This window comes from Colwellia sp. SU-HH01217 (assembly GCF_057543495.1).
In genome coordinates this window covers 254,077-280,075 of the sequence record NZ_BAAJLX010000003.1, presented here as the reverse complement: position 1 = coordinate 280,075, position 25,999 = coordinate 254,077, and the positions used below count along the sequence as shown (strand labels likewise).

At 36.9% G+C, this 25,999-nt stretch carries 24 protein-coding genes; 18 read left to right on the top strand and 6 right to left on the bottom strand.

Features of this window, described 5'->3' with window-relative positions; all coding sequences use genetic code 11:
- Nucleotides 1-55: 55 nt before the first annotated feature.
- The 6 genes from AC27G3_RS06190 to AC27G3_RS06165 form a co-directional block, all read right to left on the bottom strand.
- Complete coding sequence (locus tag AC27G3_RS06190; RefSeq protein WP_487119780.1) at nt 56-247, bottom strand: hypothetical protein; 192 nt, start codon at nt 245-247, stop codon at nt 56-58.
- 107 nt (nt 248-354) lie between these two features.
- Nucleotides 355-597, bottom strand: a complete 243-nt coding sequence (locus AC27G3_RS06185) for a hypothetical protein (RefSeq protein ID WP_487119778.1) — start codon at nt 595-597, stop codon at nt 355-357.
- Between the two features lie 110 nt (nt 598-707).
- Nucleotides 708-989 (bottom strand): hypothetical protein, encoded by a 282-nt coding sequence (locus AC27G3_RS06180; RefSeq protein WP_487119776.1) that lies wholly within the window; start codon nt 987-989, stop codon nt 708-710.
- Between the two features lie 71 nt (nt 990-1,060).
- Nucleotides 1,061-1,429: a hypothetical protein gene (locus AC27G3_RS06175; RefSeq protein WP_487119774.1), complete on the bottom strand. Its 369-nt coding sequence runs from the start codon at nt 1,427-1,429 to the stop codon at nt 1,061-1,063.
- 50 nt (nt 1,430-1,479) lie between these two features.
- The gene (locus tag AC27G3_RS06170) at nt 1,480-1,746 is read right to left on the bottom strand and encodes a hypothetical protein (protein WP_487119772.1); all 267 of its coding nucleotides are present in this window, start codon (nt 1,744-1,746) and stop codon (nt 1,480-1,482) included.
- Nucleotides 1,747-1,924: 178 nt separating this feature from the next.
- A complete protein-coding gene (locus AC27G3_RS06165) occupies nt 1,925-2,272 on the bottom strand; it encodes a hypothetical protein (RefSeq protein ID WP_487119771.1) in 348 nt (115 codons plus the stop codon).
- A 151-nt stretch (nt 2,273-2,423) separates the two neighbouring features.
- On the opposite strand from AC27G3_RS06165, the gene AC27G3_RS06160 reads away from it, so the two are divergent.
- From AC27G3_RS06160 to recD, 18 genes are all read left to right on the top strand, one after another.
- Nucleotides 2,424-2,645: a hypothetical protein gene (locus tag AC27G3_RS06160; RefSeq protein ID WP_487119769.1), complete on the top strand. Its 222-nt coding sequence runs from the start codon at nt 2,424-2,426 to the stop codon at nt 2,643-2,645.
- 209 nt (nt 2,646-2,854) lie between these two features.
- On the top strand, nt 2,855-4,765 hold the full coding sequence (gene thrS / locus AC27G3_RS06155) for a threonine--tRNA ligase (protein ID WP_487119767.1): 1,911 nt from the start codon (nt 2,855-2,857) through the stop codon (nt 4,763-4,765).
- Between the two features lie 104 nt (nt 4,766-4,869).
- Nucleotides 4,870-5,427 carry a translation initiation factor IF-3 gene (gene infC, locus AC27G3_RS06150; protein ID WP_487119765.1) on the top strand — a complete coding sequence of 186 codons (558 nt, stop codon included), beginning with the start codon at nt 4,870-4,872 and terminating at the stop codon, nt 5,425-5,427.
- Nucleotides 5,428-5,602: 175 nt separating this feature from the next.
- Entirely contained in the window at nt 5,603-5,797 is a 195-nt protein-coding gene (gene rpmI, locus AC27G3_RS06145; RefSeq protein ID WP_033094689.1) for a 50S ribosomal protein L35, read from the top strand.
- A gap of 15 nt (nt 5,798-5,812) precedes the next feature.
- Complete coding sequence (gene rplT, locus AC27G3_RS06140) at nt 5,813-6,172, top strand: 50S ribosomal protein L20 (RefSeq protein ID WP_118959002.1); 360 nt, start codon at nt 5,813-5,815, stop codon at nt 6,170-6,172.
- A gap of 278 nt (nt 6,173-6,450) precedes the next feature.
- Nucleotides 6,451-7,554: a phosphoribosylaminoimidazolesuccinocarboxamide synthase gene (locus AC27G3_RS06135; RefSeq protein ID WP_487119762.1), complete on the top strand. Its 1,104-nt coding sequence runs from the start codon at nt 6,451-6,453 to the stop codon at nt 7,552-7,554.
- A gap of 244 nt (nt 7,555-7,798) precedes the next feature.
- On the top strand, nt 7,799-8,041 hold the full coding sequence (locus AC27G3_RS06130) for a hypothetical protein (protein WP_487119761.1): 243 nt from the start codon (nt 7,799-7,801) through the stop codon (nt 8,039-8,041).
- A gap of 38 nt (nt 8,042-8,079) precedes the next feature.
- Nucleotides 8,080-8,505 carry a hypothetical protein gene (locus AC27G3_RS06125; protein WP_487119759.1) on the top strand — a complete coding sequence of 142 codons (426 nt, stop codon included), beginning with the start codon at nt 8,080-8,082 and terminating at the stop codon, nt 8,503-8,505.
- A 27-nt stretch (nt 8,506-8,532) separates the two neighbouring features.
- A complete protein-coding gene (locus AC27G3_RS06120; RefSeq protein WP_487119757.1) occupies nt 8,533-9,474 on the top strand; it encodes a hypothetical protein in 942 nt (313 codons plus the stop codon).
- 104 nt (nt 9,475-9,578) lie between these two features.
- Nucleotides 9,579-11,423 (top strand): nitric oxide reductase activation protein NorD, encoded by a 1,845-nt coding sequence (locus AC27G3_RS06115; RefSeq protein WP_487119756.1) that lies wholly within the window; start codon nt 9,579-9,581, stop codon nt 11,421-11,423.
- 13 nt (nt 11,424-11,436) lie between these two features.
- A complete protein-coding gene (locus AC27G3_RS06110; protein WP_487119755.1) occupies nt 11,437-11,631 on the top strand; it encodes a DnrP protein in 195 nt (64 codons plus the stop codon).
- 92 nt (nt 11,632-11,723) lie between these two features.
- Nucleotides 11,724-12,710: an AAA family ATPase gene (locus AC27G3_RS06105; RefSeq protein ID WP_487119754.1), complete on the top strand. Its 987-nt coding sequence runs from the start codon at nt 11,724-11,726 to the stop codon at nt 12,708-12,710.
- Between the two features lie 40 nt (nt 12,711-12,750).
- Entirely contained in the window at nt 12,751-13,809 is a 1,059-nt protein-coding gene (locus AC27G3_RS06100) for a DUF58 domain-containing protein (RefSeq protein ID WP_487119752.1), read from the top strand.
- A gap of 5 nt (nt 13,810-13,814) precedes the next feature.
- A complete protein-coding gene (locus tag AC27G3_RS06095) occupies nt 13,815-15,914 on the top strand; it encodes a transglutaminase TgpA family protein (protein WP_487119750.1) in 2,100 nt (699 codons plus the stop codon).
- A gap of 306 nt (nt 15,915-16,220) precedes the next feature.
- On the top strand, nt 16,221-16,571 hold the full coding sequence (locus AC27G3_RS06090; RefSeq protein ID WP_487119748.1) for a DUF4870 domain-containing protein: 351 nt from the start codon (nt 16,221-16,223) through the stop codon (nt 16,569-16,571).
- A gap of 212 nt (nt 16,572-16,783) precedes the next feature.
- Nucleotides 16,784-20,344: an exodeoxyribonuclease V subunit gamma gene (recC, locus tag AC27G3_RS06085; RefSeq protein WP_487119747.1), complete on the top strand. Its 3,561-nt coding sequence runs from the start codon at nt 16,784-16,786 to the stop codon at nt 20,342-20,344.
- The gene (gene recB, locus AC27G3_RS06080) at nt 20,344-23,997 is read left to right on the top strand and encodes an exodeoxyribonuclease V subunit beta (RefSeq protein ID WP_487119746.1); all 3,654 of its coding nucleotides are present in this window, start codon (nt 20,344-20,346) and stop codon (nt 23,995-23,997) included. Before recC ends, recB begins: the two co-directional genes overlap by 1 nt.
- Nucleotides 23,990-25,978: an exodeoxyribonuclease V subunit alpha gene (gene recD / locus AC27G3_RS06075; protein ID WP_487119744.1), complete on the top strand. Its 1,989-nt coding sequence runs from the start codon at nt 23,990-23,992 to the stop codon at nt 25,976-25,978. Before recB ends, recD begins: the two co-directional genes overlap by 8 nt.
- Nucleotides 25,979-25,999 lie beyond the last annotated feature (21 nt).

The window sequence follows — 25,999 nt, the reverse complement described above, 5'->3', positions numbered from 1 at the left end:
ATTGTCTACAGTTCGCTACGCTCTCAAAAACGTAGCCAACATCTTAAGTAAAAGGTTATGATGATAAGAGCTTCTCAATATCTTCTATAGTCTCGTTTACGTATGTAGAAACTAACTCACCATCACTATCAAAATAGTTCATGTAAATTTCAGAACCTCCACCATTTCTATTGTGTATTTCAGTAATACCGCTTGTGTTGTATAAAACAGGCTCTTTGCTATCACCGTAAGTTAGCCGTATAAACATAATAAATCCTCATAACAACGGTTTTCAGGTCGGACTAGCTAAGTTGGCTAGTCGGTTCAATTAATTTATTGGCGGTTGCTAGCCGCCTAAAACAAGGTTAACTGGAATTACTCCCAGCCTACTAGGTATTCTGCCTTGTCTATATTTTTTATGTAATCACCAAGAGTCGATAGGAAATTACCTTCTTCGTCTTGCAGCTTCATTTCTAGCGGCAACTCTGTTACATCAAGTTCGTCATCTTCCAACTCCGTACAGCAATACTCTTTTAGTATCTGTCGCGCTTCATCTTCTGTAAACGCTGCTACAATATCATTTTCACCAACTTGGTAAGGCTTTAATTTAGTACTCATATTCTTATCCATTTCGTTCAGTTATCGCGTATTTCCAGTTAACAACTTCAAAATGATTGTCTACAGTTCGCTACGCTCTCAAAAACGTAGCCAACATCTTAAGTTAAAGGTTACGTTGCTATTCCTAGTTTGGCGCTAAAGTAATCCGTAAACAGATCCTTTAGTAAGCAAACAGCTATCTTATCAACATCATCTTTAGTTATACTCATAGAGTTATTAAATCGCTCTACATAGTGATATCCGCCATAACTTAACTCTATATCCCAAAACTTCATGCCTCTTGGTGCTGTTCTAAATTTATCCTCACCAACTCTAGCATCAACAAAAACACCGTCTGTACAAGACGCTTCTTTTACTGCTTTAACGATATCCAGTATTAGCTCTATATTCATAATCAATCCTTATCGCAACATAACAACGTAAATAACTGGGACAAGGCGAGCTTACCCGTTTTTACAAAAGGTTAGCGAGATTTAACTGCAGCGTTAAAATTCAATCTAACTTCTTGTAATACAGCGTAGTGAGCTAAAATCCACTCAAATAATTCACTTTCATCTTTACCGTCTAAAGTTAGTCTAGCTTTCATGCGCAACATTTCTTTAGTTCGCATGTCTAACCATTTTGAAAAATCTCTTAACCCATCTATATTTTTATGAGTTTGAAAACCATCAATAGGCTGCCCTGCCATTAATTCTGCAACAGTTAACATTCCTGCCGCTTTTAATTCTTCATCTAGTGTTATATCAATCTCGCTAACAACTGGCTCAACGTGACCGCTACAGTTTGTTGTTTTTAGCTTTTCCTCCACATCATTATAGTATTCTTTATTCATTATATTTATCTCCATTTCTAAGTGGCTACGTTAGCCAAAGGGTTATGTTGCTAGTAACTATCACCAGTAATCGCTACGCAAGGAAATTTAATATCCCTACCGTTATTTTTAATTTTAGTATCTACGCATTCATAAATAGCGCTTAAGTCACCAACAGTTAAAGCCCTATCCTCTGATTTAAGTTTCAATATCTCTATGCTTAGTTTTGTTTTTTCTATCTGTAGCTTTTGCAACTCTTTATTGCTATCACTAGAGCCTGAGTAATAACCAATCCCAATACACAAGAAAACAACAATTAAAATTTCTATACTTTTCATAATTAACCCTTTAGTTCGCAATATAACAACTGCAATCAATCATTAAACTTATTTTTATACCACTTATATCCGCAACTTTTGCATGTATACCCTCTTACTGTTATTCCGTCATAAGTCTCAAGAGGTAAGTGGTCTTTGTTATTCTTGTGAATGAAAATTCCTTTCAGCCAGTTGATCATTATCGTTTCTTTCTAAGTCGCTTGGCTTTGTTTCTGCTTATAGGTTGCTTCCGGTTTATTCTTGGGGCTGATTCATCTTCGCTATCAATGTGCTGAGGTATACTCTCTAGATAACTCATATCTAAAAGCTTAGTTATTAAGGCCGTATCTTCATTACCTCTCGACTTCATGCGTAAGCTTTCACTTTCACCTACGCACTGGCCATCTACCACAAAACCGCCTGATATAGCTCGCATTCCTCCGAATGAGGATTCTTTAACATCATCAGCCATAACTGAGTGCTGTATGATTTTAGGGAATATAATTATTTCCTCCCCATTGTGTCCGTCAAAAACTACGTATTTCATATCTGCACCAATCATAAAACCTTCTTTTTTGTTGATTACTATGTAATCAAATATATCTTGTACTTACTATGTAATCAAGTATTATCTATTACTATGTAATCATTTATTTAGTATGATGCGATTAATGTTATTGATAACGAGAAATAAAGATTTGTCTAGTGATGAACGCAAAGCTCAAATAAGAGAAGCTCAAAAGCGATATAGAGAAAAACAAAAGTTAAAAGGACGCACAGCTCAACCGTTCCTTTTGGACCAATCTGATCATGAAAATATTGAAGTGATAAAAAACGCTGTTGATAATGTGACGAGTAAAGACTCTGCAATTAGTTATGCTCTAGAAGTCGCAGTTAAATATTTGCCAAAGAAAGAGTAACAATTCAAAACTCGGTAAATGGGTTTCTATCTGTACAAAATAACGGACTTAAGTTAACCTACGCTCTCTTAAAGAATTATGTGTACCAATATGTGTACCAAAAATTAACAAATTAATAGCAATATCACGGATAAGTGATTGATATTAAATAACAACACTAAAAATCATGTGACACTACGTGTGTGCCACCACTGAACAAAGGAAATTTCATGCCTGTAATAACTCTCCCTGATGGTTCACAACGATCATTCGAAAATGCTGTATCTGTAATGGATGTTGCCCTTGATATTGGCCCTGGTTTAGCGAAAGCCACCATAGCAGGGCGTATTGATGGTAACTTAGTAGATGCTTGTGAATTAATTACTCAAGATGCTGCTTTACAACTTATTACCAGTAAAGATAGCGAAGGTCTTGAGATTATTCGTCACTCTTGTGCGCATTTATTAGGGCATGCAATAAAACAATTATACCCGAATGTTAAAATGGCTATCGGTCCAACGATCGAAAATGGTTTTTATTATGATATTGACTTAGATGAGTCAATCACAGAAGACGATTTAGCCAAGCTTGAAAAGCGCATGACAGAATTAGCACGTACCGGTTATGAAGTCGTTAAAAAAACAGGTTCTTGGCAAGATGCCTATGATGCGTTTACTGAACGAGGTGAAACCTACAAATTAGAAATTCTTGATGAAAATATCGATAAATCTGATACGCCAGCTTTATATCATCATCAAGAATACATTGATATGTGTCGAGGCCCGCATGTTCCTAGTATGCGCCACTGTCATCATTTTAAATTAATGAAAGTGGCAGGTGCTTATTGGCGCGGCAATTCAGACAATAAAATGTTGCAACGTATTTACGGCACAGCTTGGGCAGATAAAAAGCAACTTAAAGCTTATATAGTGCGTTTAGCGGAAGCTGAAAAGCGTGATCACCGTAAAATTGGTAAAACACTAGATTTATTCCATTGGCAAGAAGAAGCGCCAGGAATGGTTTTTTGGCATAATGACGGTTGGACTATTTATACAGAATTAGAAAAATTTGTTCGTGAAAAGCTTCGTTCATACGATTATGACGAGGTTAAAGCGCCAATGATGATGGACAGAAGTTTGTGGGAAAAATCAGGTCACTGGGATAAATATGCCGACGGCATGTTTACCACTGAATCTGAAAAACGCGAATATGCGATTAAGCCGATGAACTGTCCAGGCCATGTGCAGATATTTAATCAAGGATTAAAGTCGTATCGCGATTTACCATTACGTATAGCTGAGTTTGGTTGTTGTCACCGTAATGAGCCTTCGGGGTCGTTGCATGGCTTAATGCGTGTGCGTGGCTTTACACAAGATGATGCTCATATATTTTGTATGGAATCTCAAGTTCAAGCAGAAGTGACCAAATGTATTGAAATGGTTTACGATGTTTATGGCTCATTCGGCTTCGAAGATATCGTTGTTAAATTATCAACACGCCCTGAAAACCGCATTGGTAGTGATGAAATTTGGGATAAAGCTGAAGCTGGTTTAGCGCAAGCATTAACCGACAGCGGTATTAAGTTTGAATATTTACCAGGTGAAGGCGCATTTTATGGGCCTAAAATTGAGTTTACTTTAATGGATTGCCTAGGTCGTGCGTGGCAATGTGGTACAGTACAGCTTGATTTTGCTTTACCAGAGCGTTTAGGTGCAACTTATGTGGGTGAAGATAACGAGCGATATACTCCTGTTATGATTCATCGTGCAATTTTGGGATCTTTAGAGCGTTTTATCGGTATTTTAATTGAAGAGTACACAGGGAAATTCCCAACGTGGTTATCACCAACTCAAGTCACAATTATGAATATTACCGATAAACAGAGCGAATATTGTGAAAAAGTTGTTAAAAAACTCAAAGAAAATGGATTTAGAGCAAAACTAGACTTGAGAAATGAGAAAATAGGCTTTAAAATCCGCGAGCACACTTTGAAGCGCGTTCCGTATTTATTAGTTGTTGGTGATCAAGAGATGGCTAGTGGCGAAATTGCTGTTCGAACTCGAAGTGGTGAAGATTTAGGAAAAATGTCGGTGGACAGCTTTATCGCTAAAATAGACGAAGAAGTAAAAACACGGGCATAAAAGTAATTTAGTGTAAATAACAGTTAAATTACTCAATAAAATTTATTATAATCCAAACCCTAAAAATTACAGGTTAGTTTGGTACAAAAGTTCTTTGGAGGAACATGGCTATTAAAGGTGGACAACGAGGCGGTCGTAAAGAACCAGCACATCGTTTAAATGAGTTAATCACAGGTATTGCTGATAATGAAGTTCGTTTAATTAAATTTGACGGTGAACCTGGCGGTATTGTGACATTAGATGAAGCAATGGACCAAGCCGATGAAGCTGGTGTAGATCTTGTTGAAATTAGTCCGACTGCTAAACCTCCCGTTTGTCGTGTAATGGATTACGGAAAGTTTATCTACGAAAAAGCTAAAGAACAAAAAGAACAACGCAAAAATCAGAAACAAATACAGGTAAAGGAAATTAAATTCCGACCTGGTACAGATGAAGGCGATTATCAGGTAAAACTACGCAACCTGAAACGCTTTTTAGAAGGCGGCGACAAGGTCAAGGTAACATTACGTTTCCGTGGCCGTGAAATGGCCCACCAAGAGCTAGGTTTAGCGCTATTAAATCGTGTTAAAGATGATTTAGAAGAGTTAACTGTGCTTGAGTTCTTCCCGCGTAGAGCGGAAGGGCGTCAAATGGTGATGGTTCTAGCCCCTAAAAATAGATAATCTTTGGTTTGACAAGTAATTATCCATTACTAGTTGATGGTTAATTCACCAATTTTATCTTTACGCGGTAGCAAGGCTTGCAAGTAAAGTCACTCCTTATTCGTTACAGTAGTAACATTTAAGATGATTTTCGCCTCGGTTACTTTAAATTTGGCATCAATGCGGAGTTATTCACATGCCTAAAATGAAAACCAATAAAGGTGCTGCAAAGCGCTTTAAAAAAACAGCTTCTGGCTACAAGTTCAAACAAGCTGGCTTACGTCATATTTTGACTAAACGCCGTACTAAAGTTAAGCGTCATTTACGTGCTAAATGTATGATCGCTGCTTCTGACATTAAGTCAGTTAAAAAACTTTTACGTCACGGTTAATAGGAGAAATAGAAAATGGCAAGAGTAAAACGTGGTGTACAAGCTCGTGCACGTCATAAAAAAGTTCTAAAGCAAGCGAAAGGTTACTACGGTGCTCGTAGTCGCGTATATCGTGTTGCTTTTCAAGCTGTAACTAAAGCTGGCCAATACGCTTACCGTGACCGTCGTCAACGTAAACGTCAATTCCGTCAACTTTGGATTGCTCGTATTAACGCGGCAGCTCGTCAAAATGGTTTATCTTACAGCCGTTTCATTAATGGTCTTAAAAAGGCTTCTATTGAAATCGATCGTAAGATCCTAGCTGATATCGCAGTATATGACAAAGCAGCATTCACATTCTTAGTTGAAAAAGCGCAAGCTTCTTTAGCAGCATAGAATTGAAAAAGCTTTAATAGACAAGGACGCCATTAGGCGTCCTTTTCTTTTTTTGATATATTTTATTGCTAATATCATGATAACGTCGTCAAACACGCTCACTTATATTGATAAGCTTTGCTTGTTTTCCTAATTCTCATATCTATTACCTGCAAAATAACATCAGAAAAGCTCATAAATAATCAGTTGTAACGAATACTATTTTGTTTGATACCGATAAGTAGTAAAGATATTATTCATTACAATTAATTTAAGTCTTAGTTTTAAGGTTTACCACCATGAATTTAGCAGATAAAGTTTTAGCCGTTAATAATGATCTTCCTATTCGTACAGACAAACCAGTGCATAGTGGTAAAGTTCGTTCTGTTTATTGGTTAACTCAAAGCGATAGCGAACGTTTAATTAATGAAAAAAATTATAACGTGCCTAGCGATACCCCCTTAGCAATTATGGTCATTAGCGATCGTATTTCTGCTTTTGATTGTATTTGGCAAGGTGAGGGAGGCCTCAAAGGTGTTCCAGGAAAAGGCGCAGCGCTTAATGCTATTTCTAATCATTGGTTTAAATTATTTAAAGAGCAGGGACTTGCTGATAGCCATATTCTAGATATTCCGCATCCGTTTGTTTGGATTGTTCAAAAAGCAAAACCAGTTATGATCGAAGCGATTTGTCGTCAGTATATCACTGGTTCAATGTGGCGTTCATACGAAAATGGTGAAAGAGAATTTTGTGGTATTAAATTAAGCGAAGGCCTCAGCAAAGACGCTAAATTAACCGAACTATTACAAACACCTTCAACGAAAGGTATTTTAGAGGGGATTCCAGGGGTACCTGCAGTTGATGATGTTAATATTACTCGTCACAATATCGAAGAAAATTATCAAGCGTTTAATTTTGCCTCTATTGACGATATTACCCTGTATGAAAAACTATTAACTGAAGGTTTTAACGTTATTTCCGGTGAACTTGCTAAGATTGACCAAATTTTTGTCGATACTAAATTCGAATTTGGCTATGTAAAAGACAAAGCGGGTAACGATAAACTTATTTATATGGATGAAGTGGGTACACCAGACTCTTCTCGTATTTGGGATGGTGAACAATACCGTGCAGGTAAAGTAGTCGAAAACTCAAAAGAAGGTTTCCGCCAGTTATTACTTAATCACTTCCCAGATCCTGATATTTTATTAAATAAATCACGCATGCCAGAACGTGAAGCGTTAGCAAGAGATAACGAATTACCTGAATCGGTGTTGATGAATGTATCTAAAACGTACCTTGATATTGCACAAAAAATTACCGGTGAGAAAATTACCCTCAGCGATAATCCTAAAGCTGAGATTATTGACATACTCCGTAATGAGTATCAGTTAGTCGATTAGTTTTTCATTAGTTAATATGATTTACCAGCTTTTAGATCGTCTACCCTTTATTTTTAAAGGGTTTTGTTCACTAGTTAGTTAAGTTAACAGCAGAAATAATTAAAAACCTGTTTCAAGTGATTTGACACAGGTTTTTTTATGGCTGTTAATTCATTGAAATAAGCTCTAAAGTAATAATAAATAGCTGCTAGAGAAATATTTGTTAAGCCGAGCTCATATCAGGTTACTTAATAAGAGGCTTTTAATGAACGATGAAAAATTGATTAAGCTGTTAAAAATATCGATTGGTTTGGGTATTTTCTTATTATTATTAGGGATTTATTTCCATAATTTTAGTGATTATATTGAAAGCTTAGGTGTCACAGGCATTATTATTAGTGCTATGTGTATTGCTTTTGGGTTGGTGTTTTCATTGCCAACTAAAATGTATTTAACTTTCTTATTAGTAAAGCGTGAATCGGAAGAAAACAATGATAAACACCTCTAATTTACCACTGAACTGTTCCACCTCCAAAAGGCAGAGTAATGTCTAAAGCTTGGCTTTTTCGTGCGGTGGTTGTGTTAATATCACTCGTGTTAATTCTTGGTATTTATTACATAAACCTTGAGCAAAAAACACTGTCACCATTTACTACCGATGGTTGTAGTTTGTTCCCTGACGGAACTTACCAACAAAATGAACTTTGGTTAGCATGCTGTACTGCGCATGATCTGGCTTATTGGCAGGGTGGCACTTATCAACAACGGTTAGCGGCAGATCAATCATTAAAAGCCTGTGTTGCCCAAGTTGGTGAACCAAAAATTGCCGCTTTAATGTTAATGGGAGTAAGAGTTGGAGGGACACCTTATTTACCGACTAGTTTTCGTTGGGGGTACGGTTGGTCTTATCCTAAGTTTTATGCAGAGCTTAATGAAGTAGAAATTACCCAAGTTACTCAACTTTCACCTTAAATTACTCACTGACGATAAAGGACTTTTATGACACGTTTTTCAATCTCACAAACTTTATTGGCTGTAGCAATTGCCTATTTAGCCTTTTCCATAGTAAAAGTGGCAAATGAAATACCTAATATCATTAAAATTATAGATAAAACCAATGTGACCGTTGATAAAATAACCCCGCAAATTCCCAGTATTCTTGATAAGGTCGATTTAATTAACTTGCAAGTTGATGGGGTTGTTAACGAAGTGGCATTAGTGAGAAACCTTGTTGAACAACAGTTACCACCTATTATCGAGCAAGTGGCATTATCGCGAATTACCGTTAATGATGCTATCAAGCAGAGCGAACAGTATGCCAAGCACTTACCTGATTTACTTTCACATATTACTGTTATAGAAGGTCAAATTACAGAATTACAGCAACAACTGCCGCAAGTTTTAACCCGAGTGGATCATGTGGTAGAAGCAACAAACAATACCACACAAGAAGTTGCAAAGTGGCGGCCTCAATCTCAAGCCTATATAGAACAAATTAAATATTCTCGTGAAGATATTCCTGTGTATTTAACGCGCGCAGAAAATATTGTTACCGATGCTAAAACTATCGGAAAAGAAGCCAGTAGTGGTGTTTTTGTTGGCATTTTAAAAGGGGCATTAACGCTGCCATTTGATGTTATTTCAGGATTAACTGGCATTGTTGATAAAAACTCTCGATCAGCCAAAGTATTAACCGCTTTAGATGTTAGTTTAATGCAAGAAAAAACGGTGGCATTACTTAATGGTAATAGCCAAACAGAGTCAGCGTGGAATAATCATGACAGTGGTAATCATGGCACTATTGTAAAAGGTGCCGCGCAAAATATAAGTAACAAGGTTTGCCATAACCTGACTTTTTTAAATTATTTTCATGATGATAATGAAGAATTGAATGAGTTAATGTGCCAAGAAAAAGACGGTTTATGGAAGGTAGTTCATTAAGCCATTTTAATAGAAAGCTATTATTGCTTGATACAAATCACAACTTCTAATAAATATATTGTTAATATGCCTTTAATGCGTATTTATCAAAATGAGTAAAATTTATGGAAGAATGGGTTGGCGGTCTTTGGCATAAGTATATTACTCGTCGAGCAAGTACTGATTATCCAGATGCTAGGGTCAATTTTTCTGATATAAGTCAATCTGTCGGTGTAGTTTTTCGCGCACTCGGTGGCGATGTGGTGAAACGTGTTGAAGCGGCAACACGTCGTGATTATGTAGTTAGGCGTAGCTTTTTACAAAAACTGTCAGGTGAAAATCAACAAATTAGTTTGGCATGGCAAGATGAGGAAAGTCTGAGATTACCTGAATCTATAGCTGTTTTTCCTAAACAATCTCTTAATAGAGATTTATATATTTGGTTAGCAGTGTTAGCTGCTCAGCATTCAGGACGATTTAGTCACTGGGCACGAGATAATCAAGAGTTAGTCGCTAACGTATTAAAGTTATACCCCAATTTAGCCTCTCGCTATCAACGTTTAGCTCAAGCGTTTATTCTAACTCGGCCAAATATTGATAAACTTCCTTTAGCGGAGCAAGCTATGGAGAACTGTATTGTTCAAGCCATTTTAAAACCAGGGACTGTGAGCGATTTTCCCGTGGTTAATTATGCGCCCAAAGCCGTTTATTTATGGTTATATCCTTCTGCTCATGTAGATCCTTTATTGATACCAGAATATATAGAGCAACAAGAGGGCGAAAATGAGGCCAAAAATAGCCAAAAGAAAGAAAAAATAGCCTCAAGTAGGAAAAAAGCGGAACGAGTTGATAGTCCAGATAGCCGTGAAGGTATGATGATTTTTCGTTTAGAAAGTTTGTTTTCGTGGAGCGAGTTTGCCCAAATGGATCGAGGTAGCGATGACAGTGAAGATGATGATGACGATAATCAACGTACTATTGAAGACTTAGATAAAATTACCCTCGCCAAACAACAAGATCAAAAAAGCGCAAGTATTAAGGTAGATCTTGATTTACCTTCAAGTGCTGAAGATGATATTCCGCTAGGAAATGGCATTAAGTTGCCTGAATGGAATTACAAAAACCAGCAGTTAGAAGATGATCGCTGTTTACTTCAAGCAATGTTACCCAGAGACGCTAGTGCGAAAAAGTTACCAATAAATTTACAAAAAACAGCGAAATCGATTCAAGCACAATTTGAACAACTGCGAAGCGTTAAATATTGGTTAAAAGCGCAAACGCAAGGTGAAGAGCTCGACTTAAATGCTTGGTTAGATTTTCATGTACAAAGCCAAATTAACTCAACACCTCAAAAGGGATTATATCAATCTTATCGGGGTAACAATCGAGATTTGTCTTGTTTACTTCTAGCTGATTTGTCGATGTCAACCGATGCTCATTTAGATGATAAAGCAAGAGTGATTGATGTGGTTAAAGAAAGTATGTTGCTATTTGGTGAAGCATTACAAACGGTTGGAGACAACTTTGCTATGTACGGTTTCTCGTCAGTAAAGCGCTCAAATGTGCGTTTTACCTTATTGAAAAACTTTAATGAAAAGTATGACGATCATGTTAGAGGCCGAATACAAGCAATTCGACCTGGCTTTTATACACGTATGGGCGCTGCAATTCGTCAATCAACTAAAATACTTGTTGAGCAAAAATCAACGCAGAGATTAATGCTTATTTTAACCGATGGTAAACCCAACGACATTGATCATTATGAAGGACGGTTTGGCATTGAAGATACGCGTCATGCGATTATGGAAGCACACAAATTAGGTATTAAACCTTTTTGTATTACGATTGACCAAGAAGCGCAGGATTATTTGCCTTACCTTTTTGGTAATGATGGTTATACCGTAATATTAAAACCCACTCAATTACCTAAGCGTTTACCACAACTTTATCATCAATTAACCTCAAGCTAAGGACTGTATATTTATGAAACATGAATTAATTCCTTGTTTATATTGCCAAACAAATAATGAGACTGATCAAGTAAGTTGTACACACTGTGGCATGCCCTTAGCAAAAAAACATCCAGAGAATAAAAAAGATAAACGTAGTTTTTTTATAAAATCGTTTATCTTAATTGCACTATTTTGTTTAGTGATGGTTTTTTATTTACCTCGATAAACGACTTTTAATCACTCAAAACGCAGTAATTAAAAAGCTAAGTGGGTATACTCTTTATCGTTAAAATCATTTTTAAGGGTAAGGAAAAGTATATGCAGAACTTGGTGGCAAACATTCTGGCACAAGTAGGCTCGGTTGTTTTAGGTAAATCTGATGAAATTAAGCTGTCTTTAGCCTGTATTTTAGCCAAAGGGCATATTTTAATTGAAGACTTACCAGGTATGGGTAAAACCACTTTAGCTCAAGTGTTAGCAAAAACTTTAGGCTTAAGCTACCAACGGACACAATTTACTAGTGATTTATTACCCGCAGATGTCATTGGTGTTTCTATTTATAATAGTGAAACAAAAAGCTTTGAACTCCATCAAGGGGCTATTTTTAATCAAGTTGTGTTAGCTGATGAAATAAATAGAGCGAGTCCTAAAACACAAAGCGCACTATTAGAAGCAATGGAAGAAAAACAAGTTAGCATTGATGGTAAGACCTACGCCTTACCACAGCCATTTTTTGTCATTGCGACACAAAACCCTTTATTTCATGCCGGCACTTATCCTTTGCCTGAGTCTCAGTTAGATAGATTTATGATGCGAATTTCTCTTGGCTTCCCTAATGTAGAAGCAGAAAAGAGAATATTGTTAAGCGAAGGTAGCCATAACCAATACATGACGCTTGAAGCGAGTATTAATACTGAGCAATTAATGGCGATGCAAGATGAGGTGAGCCAAGTTACAACATCAGAGAGTATTCTTGAGTATGTTATTGCCTTGTGTCATAAAAGTCGTGAACGCGATATCAACGCAAGAGCATTATCGCCACGCGCAGGTAAAGCTCTTTTAAACGCGGCTAAAGCTTGGGCTTATATTGATGGGCGAGATTTTGTACTACCTAATGATGTGCAAAAGGTGTTTTCTGCTGTCTGTTTGCATCGTATGGAAGTTGGAGGGGAGAGTTTTGAGCATGACTACACTGACAATGCTTTAAATGATGCCACTCAACCTATTGCTCAGGGTAATCAAGGCATGAAAAATACTATTGCTAGTCAAATATTGCAGCAGGTTGATGCTGTAAAGCCTCTTTAAATATTAATGAGCGTTTGGTGTAAAAATAATGGGCAGGTCAATGAATAACGCATTAATTAACCGCTTTAGCGCTTATTTTTCTAGGCGATTTAATCGGTGGTTAAGTAAAAGGATCCCTTCTGCGACTCACCATACCCTAAGTAATAAAAATATCTTTATTTTTCCGAGCGCTTTCGGGTTTAGCTATTTGTTTTTTGTATTGATTCTGTTTTTATTAGCCACTAACTATCAAAATAATATCATTATGTTGTTAAGTTATGTTTTAGCAAGTTTATTTGTTAGTGCAATGCTGAAAAGTTTTTATAATTTATCAGGTTTAACAATAAAGGTTAGTACCACCAAGCCTAGCTATGGTTATTCTCAGCAGTTAATTTATTTTCCTCTAGTAATTTCTGCAGCATCTGTCACGCAAACTAAACGTATTGATAGCTATCAACGATATGCCTTGAACTTATCGTTTGCGACTAAAAATAAAAACCAATTAACAATAACCGACTTAACTTCAGAGCATATAGCAGAGTTATCTGATCACGATTTAAGCGTTAACATTCCTTTTTTCGCTGACAAACGAGGATATTTATCACCCGGTAGGCTAAAAATATCTAGTGAGTATTGCTTTGGTTTGTTTACCACATGGACACATTTGGATTTCGATTTTAAAGCGATTGCTTATCCTCACCCTAAACAGGTGACAGTTCCTTTATCGTCTTATTTTTCCACTGAGACAAATGAAGAGCTATCAGAAGATATTCTATTGAATAAACAAACAGTAAATGAAGGGAATGATGATTTTTACGAGCTAAAAAACTATAAAGAAGGAGAGCCTTTGTCTCGTATTGCTTGGAAACAATATGCGAAAGGACAAGGTAAATTAACAAAGCATTATCAAGACAATCAAGGTCAACCTTGTTGGCTTATTTTAGCCAATATGCCGAGTACGGCCCTTGAAGTTAAATTGGAAATCATGTGCTTTTTAATTTTAGAGTATGACCGAGCAGGCAATGATTATGGTATTGATTTAGGCACCATAAAAATATCACCTTCGCAGGGGAGCCGCCATCAACAACAGTGTTTAATTGCGCTGGCTCAATATAGTTAATCGTTATGTTTAAAAATAAAGCATCCACAAAAGTCAATAAAGTAGTAAATAAGCAGACATTTACGTTAGCAACGACAACGACTTGGTTATTATTATGTTGTCAAACACTTAACCTGATACTGGTAAGTTCAGAGCTTACTTTGTGGATGAATAGCTTTATTGTTATTGCATTGGTTTGGCGGTTATTGCTGATAAATAAAAATAAGCTTGTCAGTAAGATAAGCAAACCTTGGTTAGTGACTGTATTTGCTCTGAGTGGCTGTTTATCAATTGCACTGGTGGCGAAACAACTAGGCTTGTTAGTGGCTATGTTGCATTTATTGTCTTTTGCTTATGCAATAAAGGCGTTGGAGTTAAAAAGCAGGAAGGACTTCTATCAGTTGATCTTGCTCGGAATTTTTCTTCTTGCAACTTCTTTTATTTTTAATCAATCATTATTATTTGCAAGTGTAGTTGCGATTATTTTAACGATAAACTTTTCCTTGTTGTTACATTATTTTTCACCATATCAACGTGTTAAAAGCAATTTAGTCACCAGCGGTAAGCTAATTTTACAATCATTGCCTTTGGCAATTATCCTCTTTATTGTGTTCCCAAGACTTGCGCCTTTTTGGCAAGTACCGTTAGGAAAGTCGGCAACAACAGGGTTATCTGAACAGGTAAGCCCTGGTGATATTGCCAATTTAGCACGCTCTAATGAATTAGCTTTTAGAGTAACCTTTGAAGATGAAAAGCCTAATTACTCTTCGTTGTATTGGCGAGCATTAGTATTAGACAGTTTTGATGGGCGTATGTGGCAAAGGTCTGCTTTTAGTGAGCGTCAAAGCAAAGACATCATTAATGAAAACACGCTGATAACAAAAGTCACTAAAGCTCAGGCGAACTCAGCAGAGTCGGTTAGTTATCAAGTGATTGCTCAACCTAGCTACCAACAATGGTTATTCGCTTTAGATATTGCGCAAATTAGCGCGTTAGAAGAAAATCAAAGCGCTTTTGTTGAGTTGGCCGACTTTACCCTAAGAACTAAAGAAGTAATCAGGCAAGCTATTAGTTATCGAGTAGATAGCTATATGCAAGTACCACTGGATTTAGTACTTGATGAAGCGACACGCAAACAAAACCTTAGTTACCCTAAAGATTCAAACCCTAAATTAACCGATGAAGCGAATCGGCTCAGGGCGCTTTATCAAAATGATTTAACGCTTGCGCAGGCTGTACTAGATAATTTTAGAGAGCAAACTTTCTTCTATACCTTAAAGCCGCCTGTTTTATTTGAAAACTTATTAGATCAATTTTACTTTGAAACCAAGCAAGGTTTTTGTGCGCATTATGCCAGCGCTTTTACGTATTTAATGCGAGCAGCAGGGATCCCTGCAAGAATGGTTACGGGGTATTTAGGCGGGGAGTATAATCCAAATGGAGATTACTACGCTGTTTATCAATACGAAGCCCATGCATGGAGTGAAATATGGCTAGAAGGTATTGGTTGGTATAGGGTTGATCCAACAGCAGCAGTTGATCCGAGTCGAGTTGAAAATGGTTTATCTGACGAATTATTGCTAGAACAAGCAAGTTTAAATGACAGTTTATTCAATTTTACCAGTTATCGAAATCTGGCTTTATTTAAGGCCATACGCCTACAATTTTCTGCTATAGATTACCAATGGACACGTTGGGTTATTGGCTATTCAGCAAGAAAACAATACGATTTAATGTCTCGATGGTTTGGTCAATTAAAACCTTGGAAAACAGCGGCAATTATTGGTTTGAGTTTTATCTCGATGGTCTTAATTATTTGGTTATTTGCTCGGTTGAGTAAAAGAAAGATCACTCACCATTATAAAACGCCTTGGTTAGATTTATACCATCAATTGATTACGTTACTTGCTGTTCATCATATTGATAAACCTTTAGCTATGTCTGCTAGTGATTTTTCACAAGTAGCTAGTCAAAAACTGCCTCATTTAGCTCGTGAGTTAGCAGCTTTTAATCACTGCTTTACACAGCTAAATTATCAACAGGTGGCTCAAAAAGAGCAGGTGATGTACTTGCAGAAAATGAAATCGATATTATCGACTATAAAGAAAAATATAAGAAAAACATAAAACTCATCACTCGCTGAAAACCAATAGCAGCCGCTTTTAATTCGACTTTAAGTAGAAAACAAGATGGATCCGCAAATACTTAATTAAGGGAGATGATAAAAAAGATCTAAATATTTATCTTTGATCTTTGTTGCTTTTATAGCTAATAAATCAATTATTTATAATGTTATTTAGCCCTTTAAAAGAGTAATTACTCAATAAAAGGATCTTGTTGATCCTGTCATTTAGGTGTAACTTTAGTGGTGTAAGGTTTCATAAAATTAAAGTTAAATTTAACGTCAACGTTTGCAATGAGAAGGTGAAATTATGCATTATCATCACAGCACGAACACCAGAGAACGAACGGAAAATGAAACAGATTATGACTTAGCAAAATTTGTTGCAGTAACTAGCTATTTAACACTAATTGGTTGGTTAATTGCTTTAGTGGTTTATGGTCATCACAAGTCACGCTTATCAAGTTTTCATCTAAGACAGTCATTGGGATTAATCGTGACAGGATGTTTATTATCTTTTATTCCTTTAATTGGTTGGTTACTCAATCTTGGAGTATTAGCCGCGTGGGGATTTGGTCTCTATTACGCAATTAAAGGTCATGAAAAGCTGGTGCCAATACTTGGTGAGTTTTATCAACAACACTTAGATTTTATTCGCTAGTTATTTGCTAGTTACTCGTAATTATCCATCACTTTTAATCACAACGCTTGAATTATTAATCAAGCTAACTCTCTTAAATCTTTTCAAAAATAAGCCACTTAACCTGTAAAGTTAAGTGGTTTCCTTGCTTGGAAAAATCATTAATATCGCTAGTGTTAATGTTTGCTATGTGCTTAAATTTACCTAGATATTTTTCTTATTAAGGCACCGTTTTGATCTATCTATATCCTGCTAATAAAATGGAAAATTTATTAGTACTTTTAGACAAAATTCAACACGTTTCTCCGCTTCCTGTTTTTTCATCGGAAACCATTGTTGTTCAAAATGCAGGAATGCAACACTGGCTTAATCTATCGTTAGCTAAACAGCGCGGTATTAGTATGAATATACGTTACGCGTTACCGGCTCAGTTTCTATGGAAACTCATGCGTAGCCTTGCTTCTGATGAAAACATCCCTGATCAATCTCCTTATTCCCGAGAAGTGTTAACTTGGCGGATTTACAGCTTGTTAGGTAGTACTATTATTGTTGAAGATGATAGTTTTAACCAAGCAACTCAGTATTGGAAGTCAGAGAATCAAACAAGTAATCATACCAAGGGTAATGATGAACAAGCGTCTCTTAAACGTTATCAACTTGCCGGACAATTAGCCGATTTATATGAGCAGTACCTGATCTTTAGACCTGAGTGGATTAATGGTTGGCACCAAGGAAAAACAATCCGCGAATCATTTGTTGACAATCCCCAGACAACAGACAATAACGATTTAGCAGCTCTAACACTTTGGCAAGCCAAATTATGGCAATTGTTAATTAAAGAACAGCCCTATAATCCAATGTCGTTAATGCAAGATGCTATTGCAAATATCGCTGAAAAAAAATCAACATTGCCCGAGCGAATTTCATTTTTTGGTATTAATGCCATGGCGCCTATGTGGCTAGATTTTATCCATGCGTTAAGTAAACATATTGACGTTCATTTTTTTCACCTTAATCCCTGTTACGCCTATTGGGGAGATATTGTAAGTGAAAAACAAGCAGCGAAAGCAATTAGTCGTTGGATTGAAGGGGAGCCGAAGTCTGAAGATACAAATGAAGCAACAATAACCAATGTTGAACAAGAATTTAGTAAAGATGTTGGTAACCCACTATTAGCCAACCTTGGTCAGCAAGGGCGTGAATTTATGGCACTTTTGCAAAATTACAGTAGTGTTAATATTGAGTTATTTGAAGGCATTGACGAAGATGACGTTAAACAGCCTCAAGCAGATATACAATCAAGTACGGTACTTGAACAGCTCCAACAAGACATTTTATCATTAACTGATCGACGAGAATCACCTGTTAATATTCAAGACGACTCGATTACTATTACCAGCTGCCATAGCGCTTTAAGAGAAATACAAGGTTTACATGATTGGTTGTTACATCAATTTAACCAAGACAGCTCATTAACCCCGAAAGATATTTTGGTTATGTGCCCACAAATTGAGAGCTACGCTCCTTTTGTTAATGCTGTGTTTGCTCGAGGTTGGCAATCTATAGGCGATAAAATTCCCCCGTTGCCCTGTTCTATTGCTGACAGAAGTAGCATTGATGCTGAGCCTATTATTGCTGCTTTTACCGATATTCTAGACTTACCCGACAGTCGCTTTTCAGTTTCTCAACTTATTGCCTTTTTGCGCCTGCCTGCCATGCAAGCCAAGTTTGGCATTAGTTTAGATGAATTAGCTAAAATTACCTTATGGTTAGAACAAGCTTCGATTCATTGGGGGCTGGATCAAAATCACAAACAGCAAATTTTACAAACTGAACATACGAATAGTAGCTTTACTTGGCAACAGGGTTTATCAAGACTGTTACGCGGCTTTGCTTATGGTGATAACTTTGGCCAAAGTAATACTGTTTACCAAGAGCAGCTATTAATCGCTTCTATTGAAGGAGATGAAGCTGAGTTGCTAGGCAAGCTTATGCTAATTATTGAACAGCTACAGTATTCAGCGCAACAGTTAAATAAACCGCGTACAGCTGAAAAATGGCAAAGCTATTTATTATCAATAATCAATGAGTTATTCGACAGTGAAAGCGATCAAAGTTTTACACTTATCGATCAAGCCATTTCTTCGTTAGTTGAATATTGCCATCACGCACACTTTGAACAAGCAATCGAGTTATTAATTGTTCGAGATTTTCTTAATAACCATTTTAGTCAACCAGATCCTGGTCGACAATTTATGGTTGGGCAAGTGACTTTTTGCTCGATGTTACCTATGCGTAGTATTCCTTTTAAAGTGATTGCTGTTTTAGGACTTAATGATGGTGAATTTCCGCGTCAGCGTCAGCCATTAGGTTTTGATTTAATGCAAAGAACGCCTGCGAAGCTTGGTGATAGATCACGCAGAGGGGATGATCGTTACTTATTTCTTGAGGCGTTAATTTCAGCCCGCCAATCCTTGTATTTAAGTTACCAAGGGCGAAATATTAAATCGAATAAAACCAAAGAGGCTTCGTTAGTTTTAAAAGAACTCATGGATTATTTAGTACAAGGCTTTTCGTGGAAATTTGAAGGTGAACACAGTCAATTACGTCAATTAGCCATGCAGGCGTTTAGTGATAAAAACTATCAAGGTAAATTTAACAGTTTTGATCACAAGTGGCTTAAACTAAAAAATCCCCTTAACGAGCAAAATACATCGTCAACTTATCAGCACTCGGCTGAAAAGGCACTGGAAGACTTAGCAATAAATATAACAAAGACAGACGCTTTTAAAGATAACCCCATGAGCGTAGCGGCAGAACAAGTTATTGCATTCTTTCAACACCCTGCCAAAGTATTTGCCCAACAGCATCTCAATTTATATTTAGATCAAAAAACAATTAACTTAACAGACGCCGAGCCTTTTAATGTCGACCGATTAGAAAGCTATTTATTACGACAAGCTATGTTAACTCAATGTTTATTGTCTGAAAGAAGTGATGAGGCTATTGAACAAAAAATGTCGCAAGTACTCGAAATTGCGACACTCAAGGGGAAATTTCCCGATTTACCAACCACAGCAGGAATATTTGAGAACTGGAAGAATGAGAGTGTATCGTTTAGCCAAGCGATTATTGCGCAAAATGCCGATAATCCAGACATGGTTGATGTTGATATTAAAATTATGTTACCCGATCGACAAAATAGTGAGACTGAATGTCGGCTTACGGCAAAACTACCAATAAAAGCAGGGCAACTTGTTTTTTATCGCAGCAGTACCGCGAAACCGAAAGATTTAATGACGATGTATTTACATCAATTAATCGTACAAGTGGCTATAGAGCAAAATGTTATTGCCGCAGAATACCATCATATTAGTAGTACTCGAGGTTTTTTCTTTGATACTAAAAGTCAGAAAATTACTGAATATGCTTTTAACCAAATTCCAGAGTCAGAAGTGCAGCTTGTTAAACTCATTACGGATTATTTTAACGGCCAACAAAAGCCATTATTGCTCAATGGAGAGATCGCCGATAAAGCGTTTAAGGCACATGTTGGAGCTAAAAAGGCAGTGAAAGCTTTTAGCCAGCAAGACTTTGAAAAGCTATGGCAAGATCCGAATGCGGCTTTTGCTTTAGGCAGCGACAGTTATATGGAATATTTTTGGCCATTATGCCCAGAATTTACCAGTATTGAACACGCACTTGCCGAAATATACTTACCCTTGTACCAAGCTTTAATTAAAGTTAAAGCCACTAAGCCTGTTAAAGCAAAGTCTGCTAAAGGAGTTAGCTAATGCAGATGCAAAATTTAAATGCACAAACAATTGCTTTATCAGGAAAGCATTTAATTGAAGCGAGTGCGGGTACCGGAAAAACCTTTAACATTACTCGTTTATACCTCAGGCTTTTATTAGAGCGCCGTTTACCGGTAGAAAAAATATTAGTGATGACTTTCACTAAAGATGCAACAGAAGAGCTAAAAGGGCGCATAGAGAGCTTTATCCGTGAAGCTATTCAGCACTGGTCGACTTTAATCGAAGAAGATAGCTTTTTCATTGAAATTGCCAAAAAAGTTTCCACTAATGAAGCTTTAGCCTTATTAAAAACAGCATTGTTATTTTTAGATGAAGCGGCAATTTTTACCATTCATGGTTTTTGTAAGCGAGTGTTATCCGAACATGCTTTTACTAGCGGTTTACCTTTTAATGCCATTATGGAAGCTGACAGCCAAGAATTAGTTGTTGAATCATGCCAAGATTATTATCGTATATTAGCGCAAGATGAACCCGAACAATTTCTATTATTGGCACAATTTTGGTCGGATCCATTAAAATTTTTATCTCATTTCTCACAAGCAATAGCGAGTCATCATGCTTTAGATGTATTGCCTGTAGAAAATATCGCTAGCTCATTTTTACAACTTGTTAAGGCTGCTTATGATGATCTTGACGCCAATGAGCAATCATTAATTACTTACTTAGTAGATGTTAAAAAAGGGCAAGATCGGGAATTACGTCAGCAGGAGCTGATTGAATTAAAAACTTGGCTAAAAGAGATTTCGTTAACCTCGGTTGATGATTTTGTCGAGGTTTGTGTTAAAAGCCAGCTAGGTGCTATGCCCGATGCTTTTATTGACGGCAGGCGTTATGGTCGTTCAGCGTTCAAAAATGAAATTATACAAATATTTTCTAACGTTTCTCGTGTAAAAGAGCAAGTAAAAACATTATCAAGCCAACTTAGCAAAGCGATGGCGTTTAAGATTGTACGCGAGGGGATATATACCATTCGTGAAGCTGTTAGTGTTAAAAAGCAAAAGTTGAACATGCTAACATTTGATGATTTGATCACCACGCTAGCAAACTGCTTAACCGTAAATGCTAATACCTCGCAAGAGCACATTACGGATGAACAAAAACGACAGTTAGCTACAACGCTACTCGAGCAATATCCAGTAGCACTTGTTGACGAATTTCAAGATACCGACCCGTTGCAGTTCTCTATTTTAAAAGCGATTTATTATCACACTGAAGCATTAGATAGCACTCAAGCAACGCTTTACATGATTGGCGATCCTAAACAAGCGATTTATGGCTTTCGTGGTGGGGATGTTTTTGCCTATTTAGCTGCAAGACAAGATTGTGATTATCAGTGGTTAATGGATACAAATTGGCGTTCAACACCCGCTATGGTTACTGGTTATAATCGATTGTTTTATGGAAATACGCTAAATCAAGCTCCTGGAGATGTTTTTGGTTACAATATTCCATATTTACCAGTAAAGGCAGCCAAAACCGATGAGCCTAATGCCAATCGAGGTATTGACGGTAATAAAGCATTGCAATTTGTCCACTTTGATGAAGTGAATGACTCTGCAAAAAACGGAGTTAAACAAAGTTTTCGTTCGGTTATGGCAAACTGGTGCGCTAACGAAATTATTCGACTATTTAATGCTGACCCTCATCTTAAAGCACAAGATATTGCAATTTTAGTGCGTGATGGCACCGAAGCTCAATCAATCAAACAAGCGTTGCAACAACACCAACTTGCTTCTGTATTTTTAAGTAACCGAGCCAATTTATTGCATAGTCGTGAAACCAAACAAATGCTCGCATTACTGAAGGGGATTTTGTTTGTTGAAAATGAACGTTGGTATACCGCAGCGCTCGCATGTGGCTTGTTAGGCTTTACGGCTGATAAACTTTATCAATTACAATGTGATGAATTGGCATGGCAAAATTTAAAATTTAGTTTTGCTGCCTACCGAGATGAATGGCTCAATAAAGGGTTTATCTCAATGGCATTAAAATTAATGCATCAACATTTTCATATTGGTGAAGACGATCAAGATCGAGTGTTAACTAATTTATTGCATCTATTTGAATTACTACAATCTGCTAGTGGTCGTCACAAGCAACCACAAGAGCTACTGTATTGGTTTGAACAACAAATCATGGATGAAAATACTGGAAATGAAGCTGAGCTTCGTTTGGAAAGTGATGACGATCTTATTCGTATTGTTACTCAACACGGCGCTAAAGGCTTAGAATATCCCATTGTTTTTGTACCATTTGTGACGCGATTTAAGGATCCCTTAAGGTTTGGCAGTAGTGCGGTTAATTTTATTAAATACCATCAACTTGTTGAAACGAGTCAGCCAAGTCTGCAAAAAAGAAAACTGATATTAAGTTTAGATGGTTCAATAGAAGCTAAACAAGCGATGGCTGAAGAAGCTTATGCAGAAAGTATTCGTTTGCTTTATGTTGCGGTAACTCGGGCTGAACAACAATGTTACTTATTGACTGCTGATTTTGAAAACTACCATCAATCTCCATTAGGGTTAACGCTTAAGTGGCGAAAAGAACAATCTATACGTGAAAGCTTACAACACTTAACCATTGATAATCCAAATGAAATTGGTTTACTAACTATTGAATATGATGAGGCCGATGAAACTGCTAATCTCAGCGAATCGCTTCATAATAATTATTTAGCAAAACAAATAATACCACAAGTTGCTCAATTTAAAGGTCACATTGAACGTGATTGGTGGCTAAGCTCATTTTCAGCACTGAGTAAAAATTTACGTCATGGTGGCGTATCGACGCCGGATCGAGATATTGAAGTAATTAAGGTTGAGCACCAAGAGACAAACCTTGTTAGCAACACCTTAAGGTTTATTTTAGCTAAAGGCGCTCATACAGGTAACTTATTGCATGATATTTTAGAAAATACGGACTTTGTCCAAGCCGATTGGCAAGGGAGCATGAAATACCCTTTAGTGAAATATGGCGAACTTGCTGCAGGTTTTACCGAAGAAGATCTACAGTCTTGGTTACATGAAGTGTTACATGCTCCTTTAGCGGAGGCTAACTGTACATTAGCCGATATTGTAGAAACTAAAACGCTAAGAGAGAGTGAATTTTATTTTCCTATGGAATCTGCGAGTAGCGCGCGATTATCGAGCCTGTTAACTGCTCATCGTCGAAGTGGCGATGCACAATTAAAGCATTCTCCAATGGTGCAACTTCCTAATTATCAAACATTAAAAGGGATGATGCATGGCTTTATCGATTTAATTTTTGAGCACCAAGGGCAATACTTTGTTTGTGATTATAAGTCGAGCCACTTAGGGGATAGGTTTGACGATTACCAAAAAATTAATCTACGAGAAAATATTGAAAGTAATTATTATGACTTACAATACCTTATCTATTGTTTGGCTTTACATAGGCATTTAAAACATACCATTGAAGATTATGACCCAGTATTGCATTTTGGTGGCATTTACTATTTTTATTTGCGAGGTATGACTGATGATCACTCTCACCAAGGAGCAGGCGTGTATTACCGAAAGATTACTGTTGAAGAGCTTGATCAACTTGATGATATTTTTAGTGGCAAACAGACTCAAAGCACCAAAAATACGTTGGAGTTAAGCAATGATTGAACAACTTTTGCGTGACAATACCTATTCGAGTTTTAATCTGGCTCAGAAAAATATTGCAGAAATAACCGCTATTGATTACTTTTTTGCTAAAGAAGTCACTCAGGCACTGTTGTCAAACACTAGGGGGATTGATTGCCATGAGAGTGCTAACGCGAGCCAAGTTAGTACGATTTTTCATGTGTTAGTCTCGTTAAGTGAAAGTTTACGCAGTGGACATAGTTGCTTGCCACTAGCGAGTATTGCTAATCAACGAGTTGGTTTTAAGAGTGACGAACTTGGTTTAGTGACTCATCATGGTTTTGAAATGCCCAGTTTTGAAATTATCAGACAATATTTGACGAATGTTGCTGTGCTAAGTTCGGATCATAATTTAGTTGTTTTGCATCATGATGCGTTATATATCAGACGATATTTTGAATTTGAACAAGAATTGATAGGATATATTGATAAAAAATTGATCAACCAATCATTAAGTAGTGATGAGCTAGTCACAATTAAAACTTGTCTTAATCAGTTATTTCCAGAACATGATGAGCACAATATCGATTGGCAAAAAGTGGCAGTAGCCAATGCTATAAATAAAAATTTTAGTATTATTGCAGGCGGCCCAGGAACGGGGAAAACGTATACGGTTATTAAGCTATTAGCAGCATTACTTATGTTAGAGCGTAAACCTGATGAAGCAAACAATGTAAAAAGTAAAGAAGGTGAAACTCAGCTTCGTATAGCTTTAGTTGCTCCCACAGGTAAAGCTGCTCAGCGCTTATCTGAGTCTATTGTTAATGCAATAAATGGTTTTAGAGGGCACATAGACGATAAGGTATTAAACGCCATTCCAAGCGATGCCCAAACTATTCATCGGTTACTTGGTGTTATTCCTAATAACCCCAACTTTAAACACCATCAAGATAACTTTCTCGCAGTAGATGTATTACTTATCGACGAAGTTTCTATGGTGGATTTAGCGTTAATGACTCGCATATTTAGAGCGCTACCAGAGCATACTAAAGTTATTATGCTAGGTGATGCGGATCAGTTGCCATCTGTGGCTGTCGGTAGTGTTTTAGCTGATATTGCCCCCAGACCACATTCTGGATATAGCGCAAGTAACTTAGCTTATTTAACTGACGTTGTTAACGATGATTTTACCAAGAAAAGCGAATTTAAAACCTTGTTTACAAAACGCCGCAGTCAATCGAAAAATGTAAACAACGATTATGTAGTGTTTTTAACAAAAAGTAGGCGTTTTGATGGCGAGGGTGGTATAGGGCGCTTAGCCCAAGCTGTTATCGCAGGGCAATCTAAACAAAGTTGGCAATTATTACAGTTTGAATCTGAACAATCATTGTCAGAGCTGTCATTATTAGATGATGATATGGAAAAGTGGCTAGCTATATTAGTTAAACAGTATTATCAGCCACTATTTAAGTGCAATAGTGTGGAACAAGCTTTTACTGTTTTGGCAAAATTTCGTTTTTTATGTGCCACTCGCCAAGGAGAATTTGGTGTAGAAACGTTAAATGAAAAAATTAAATCTGTACTGAAAAATACAGGTTTTATCGATAATGTCGAGGTGTTGTATCATGCTCAACCTATTATGATCAGCGAAAATGATTATCGGCTAGGCTTGTACAATGGAGATATAGGTTTAATGTGGCTTAATGATTCGGGTCATTTAATGGCTGTTTTTGAATCCACAGATGACGAGTTAAAGTGGATCATGCCTTCAAGGCTTCCTCAATATACCACGGTTTACGCGATGACTATTCATAAAACTCAAGGCAGTGAATTTGAACATGTCGCCATGATACTTCCTAAACAAAGTGATAATAGATTACTTTCAAGAGAGCTTTTATATACAGGTATTACCCGAGCTAAAAAGTATTTAAGTATTTCAAGTACAACAGGTGTTTGGCAACAAGGCGTACATGCTCAAGTAAAACGATACTCAGGCTTGAAATTAGCCAATAACACCCAATAACTCATACATAGAATAAACTAT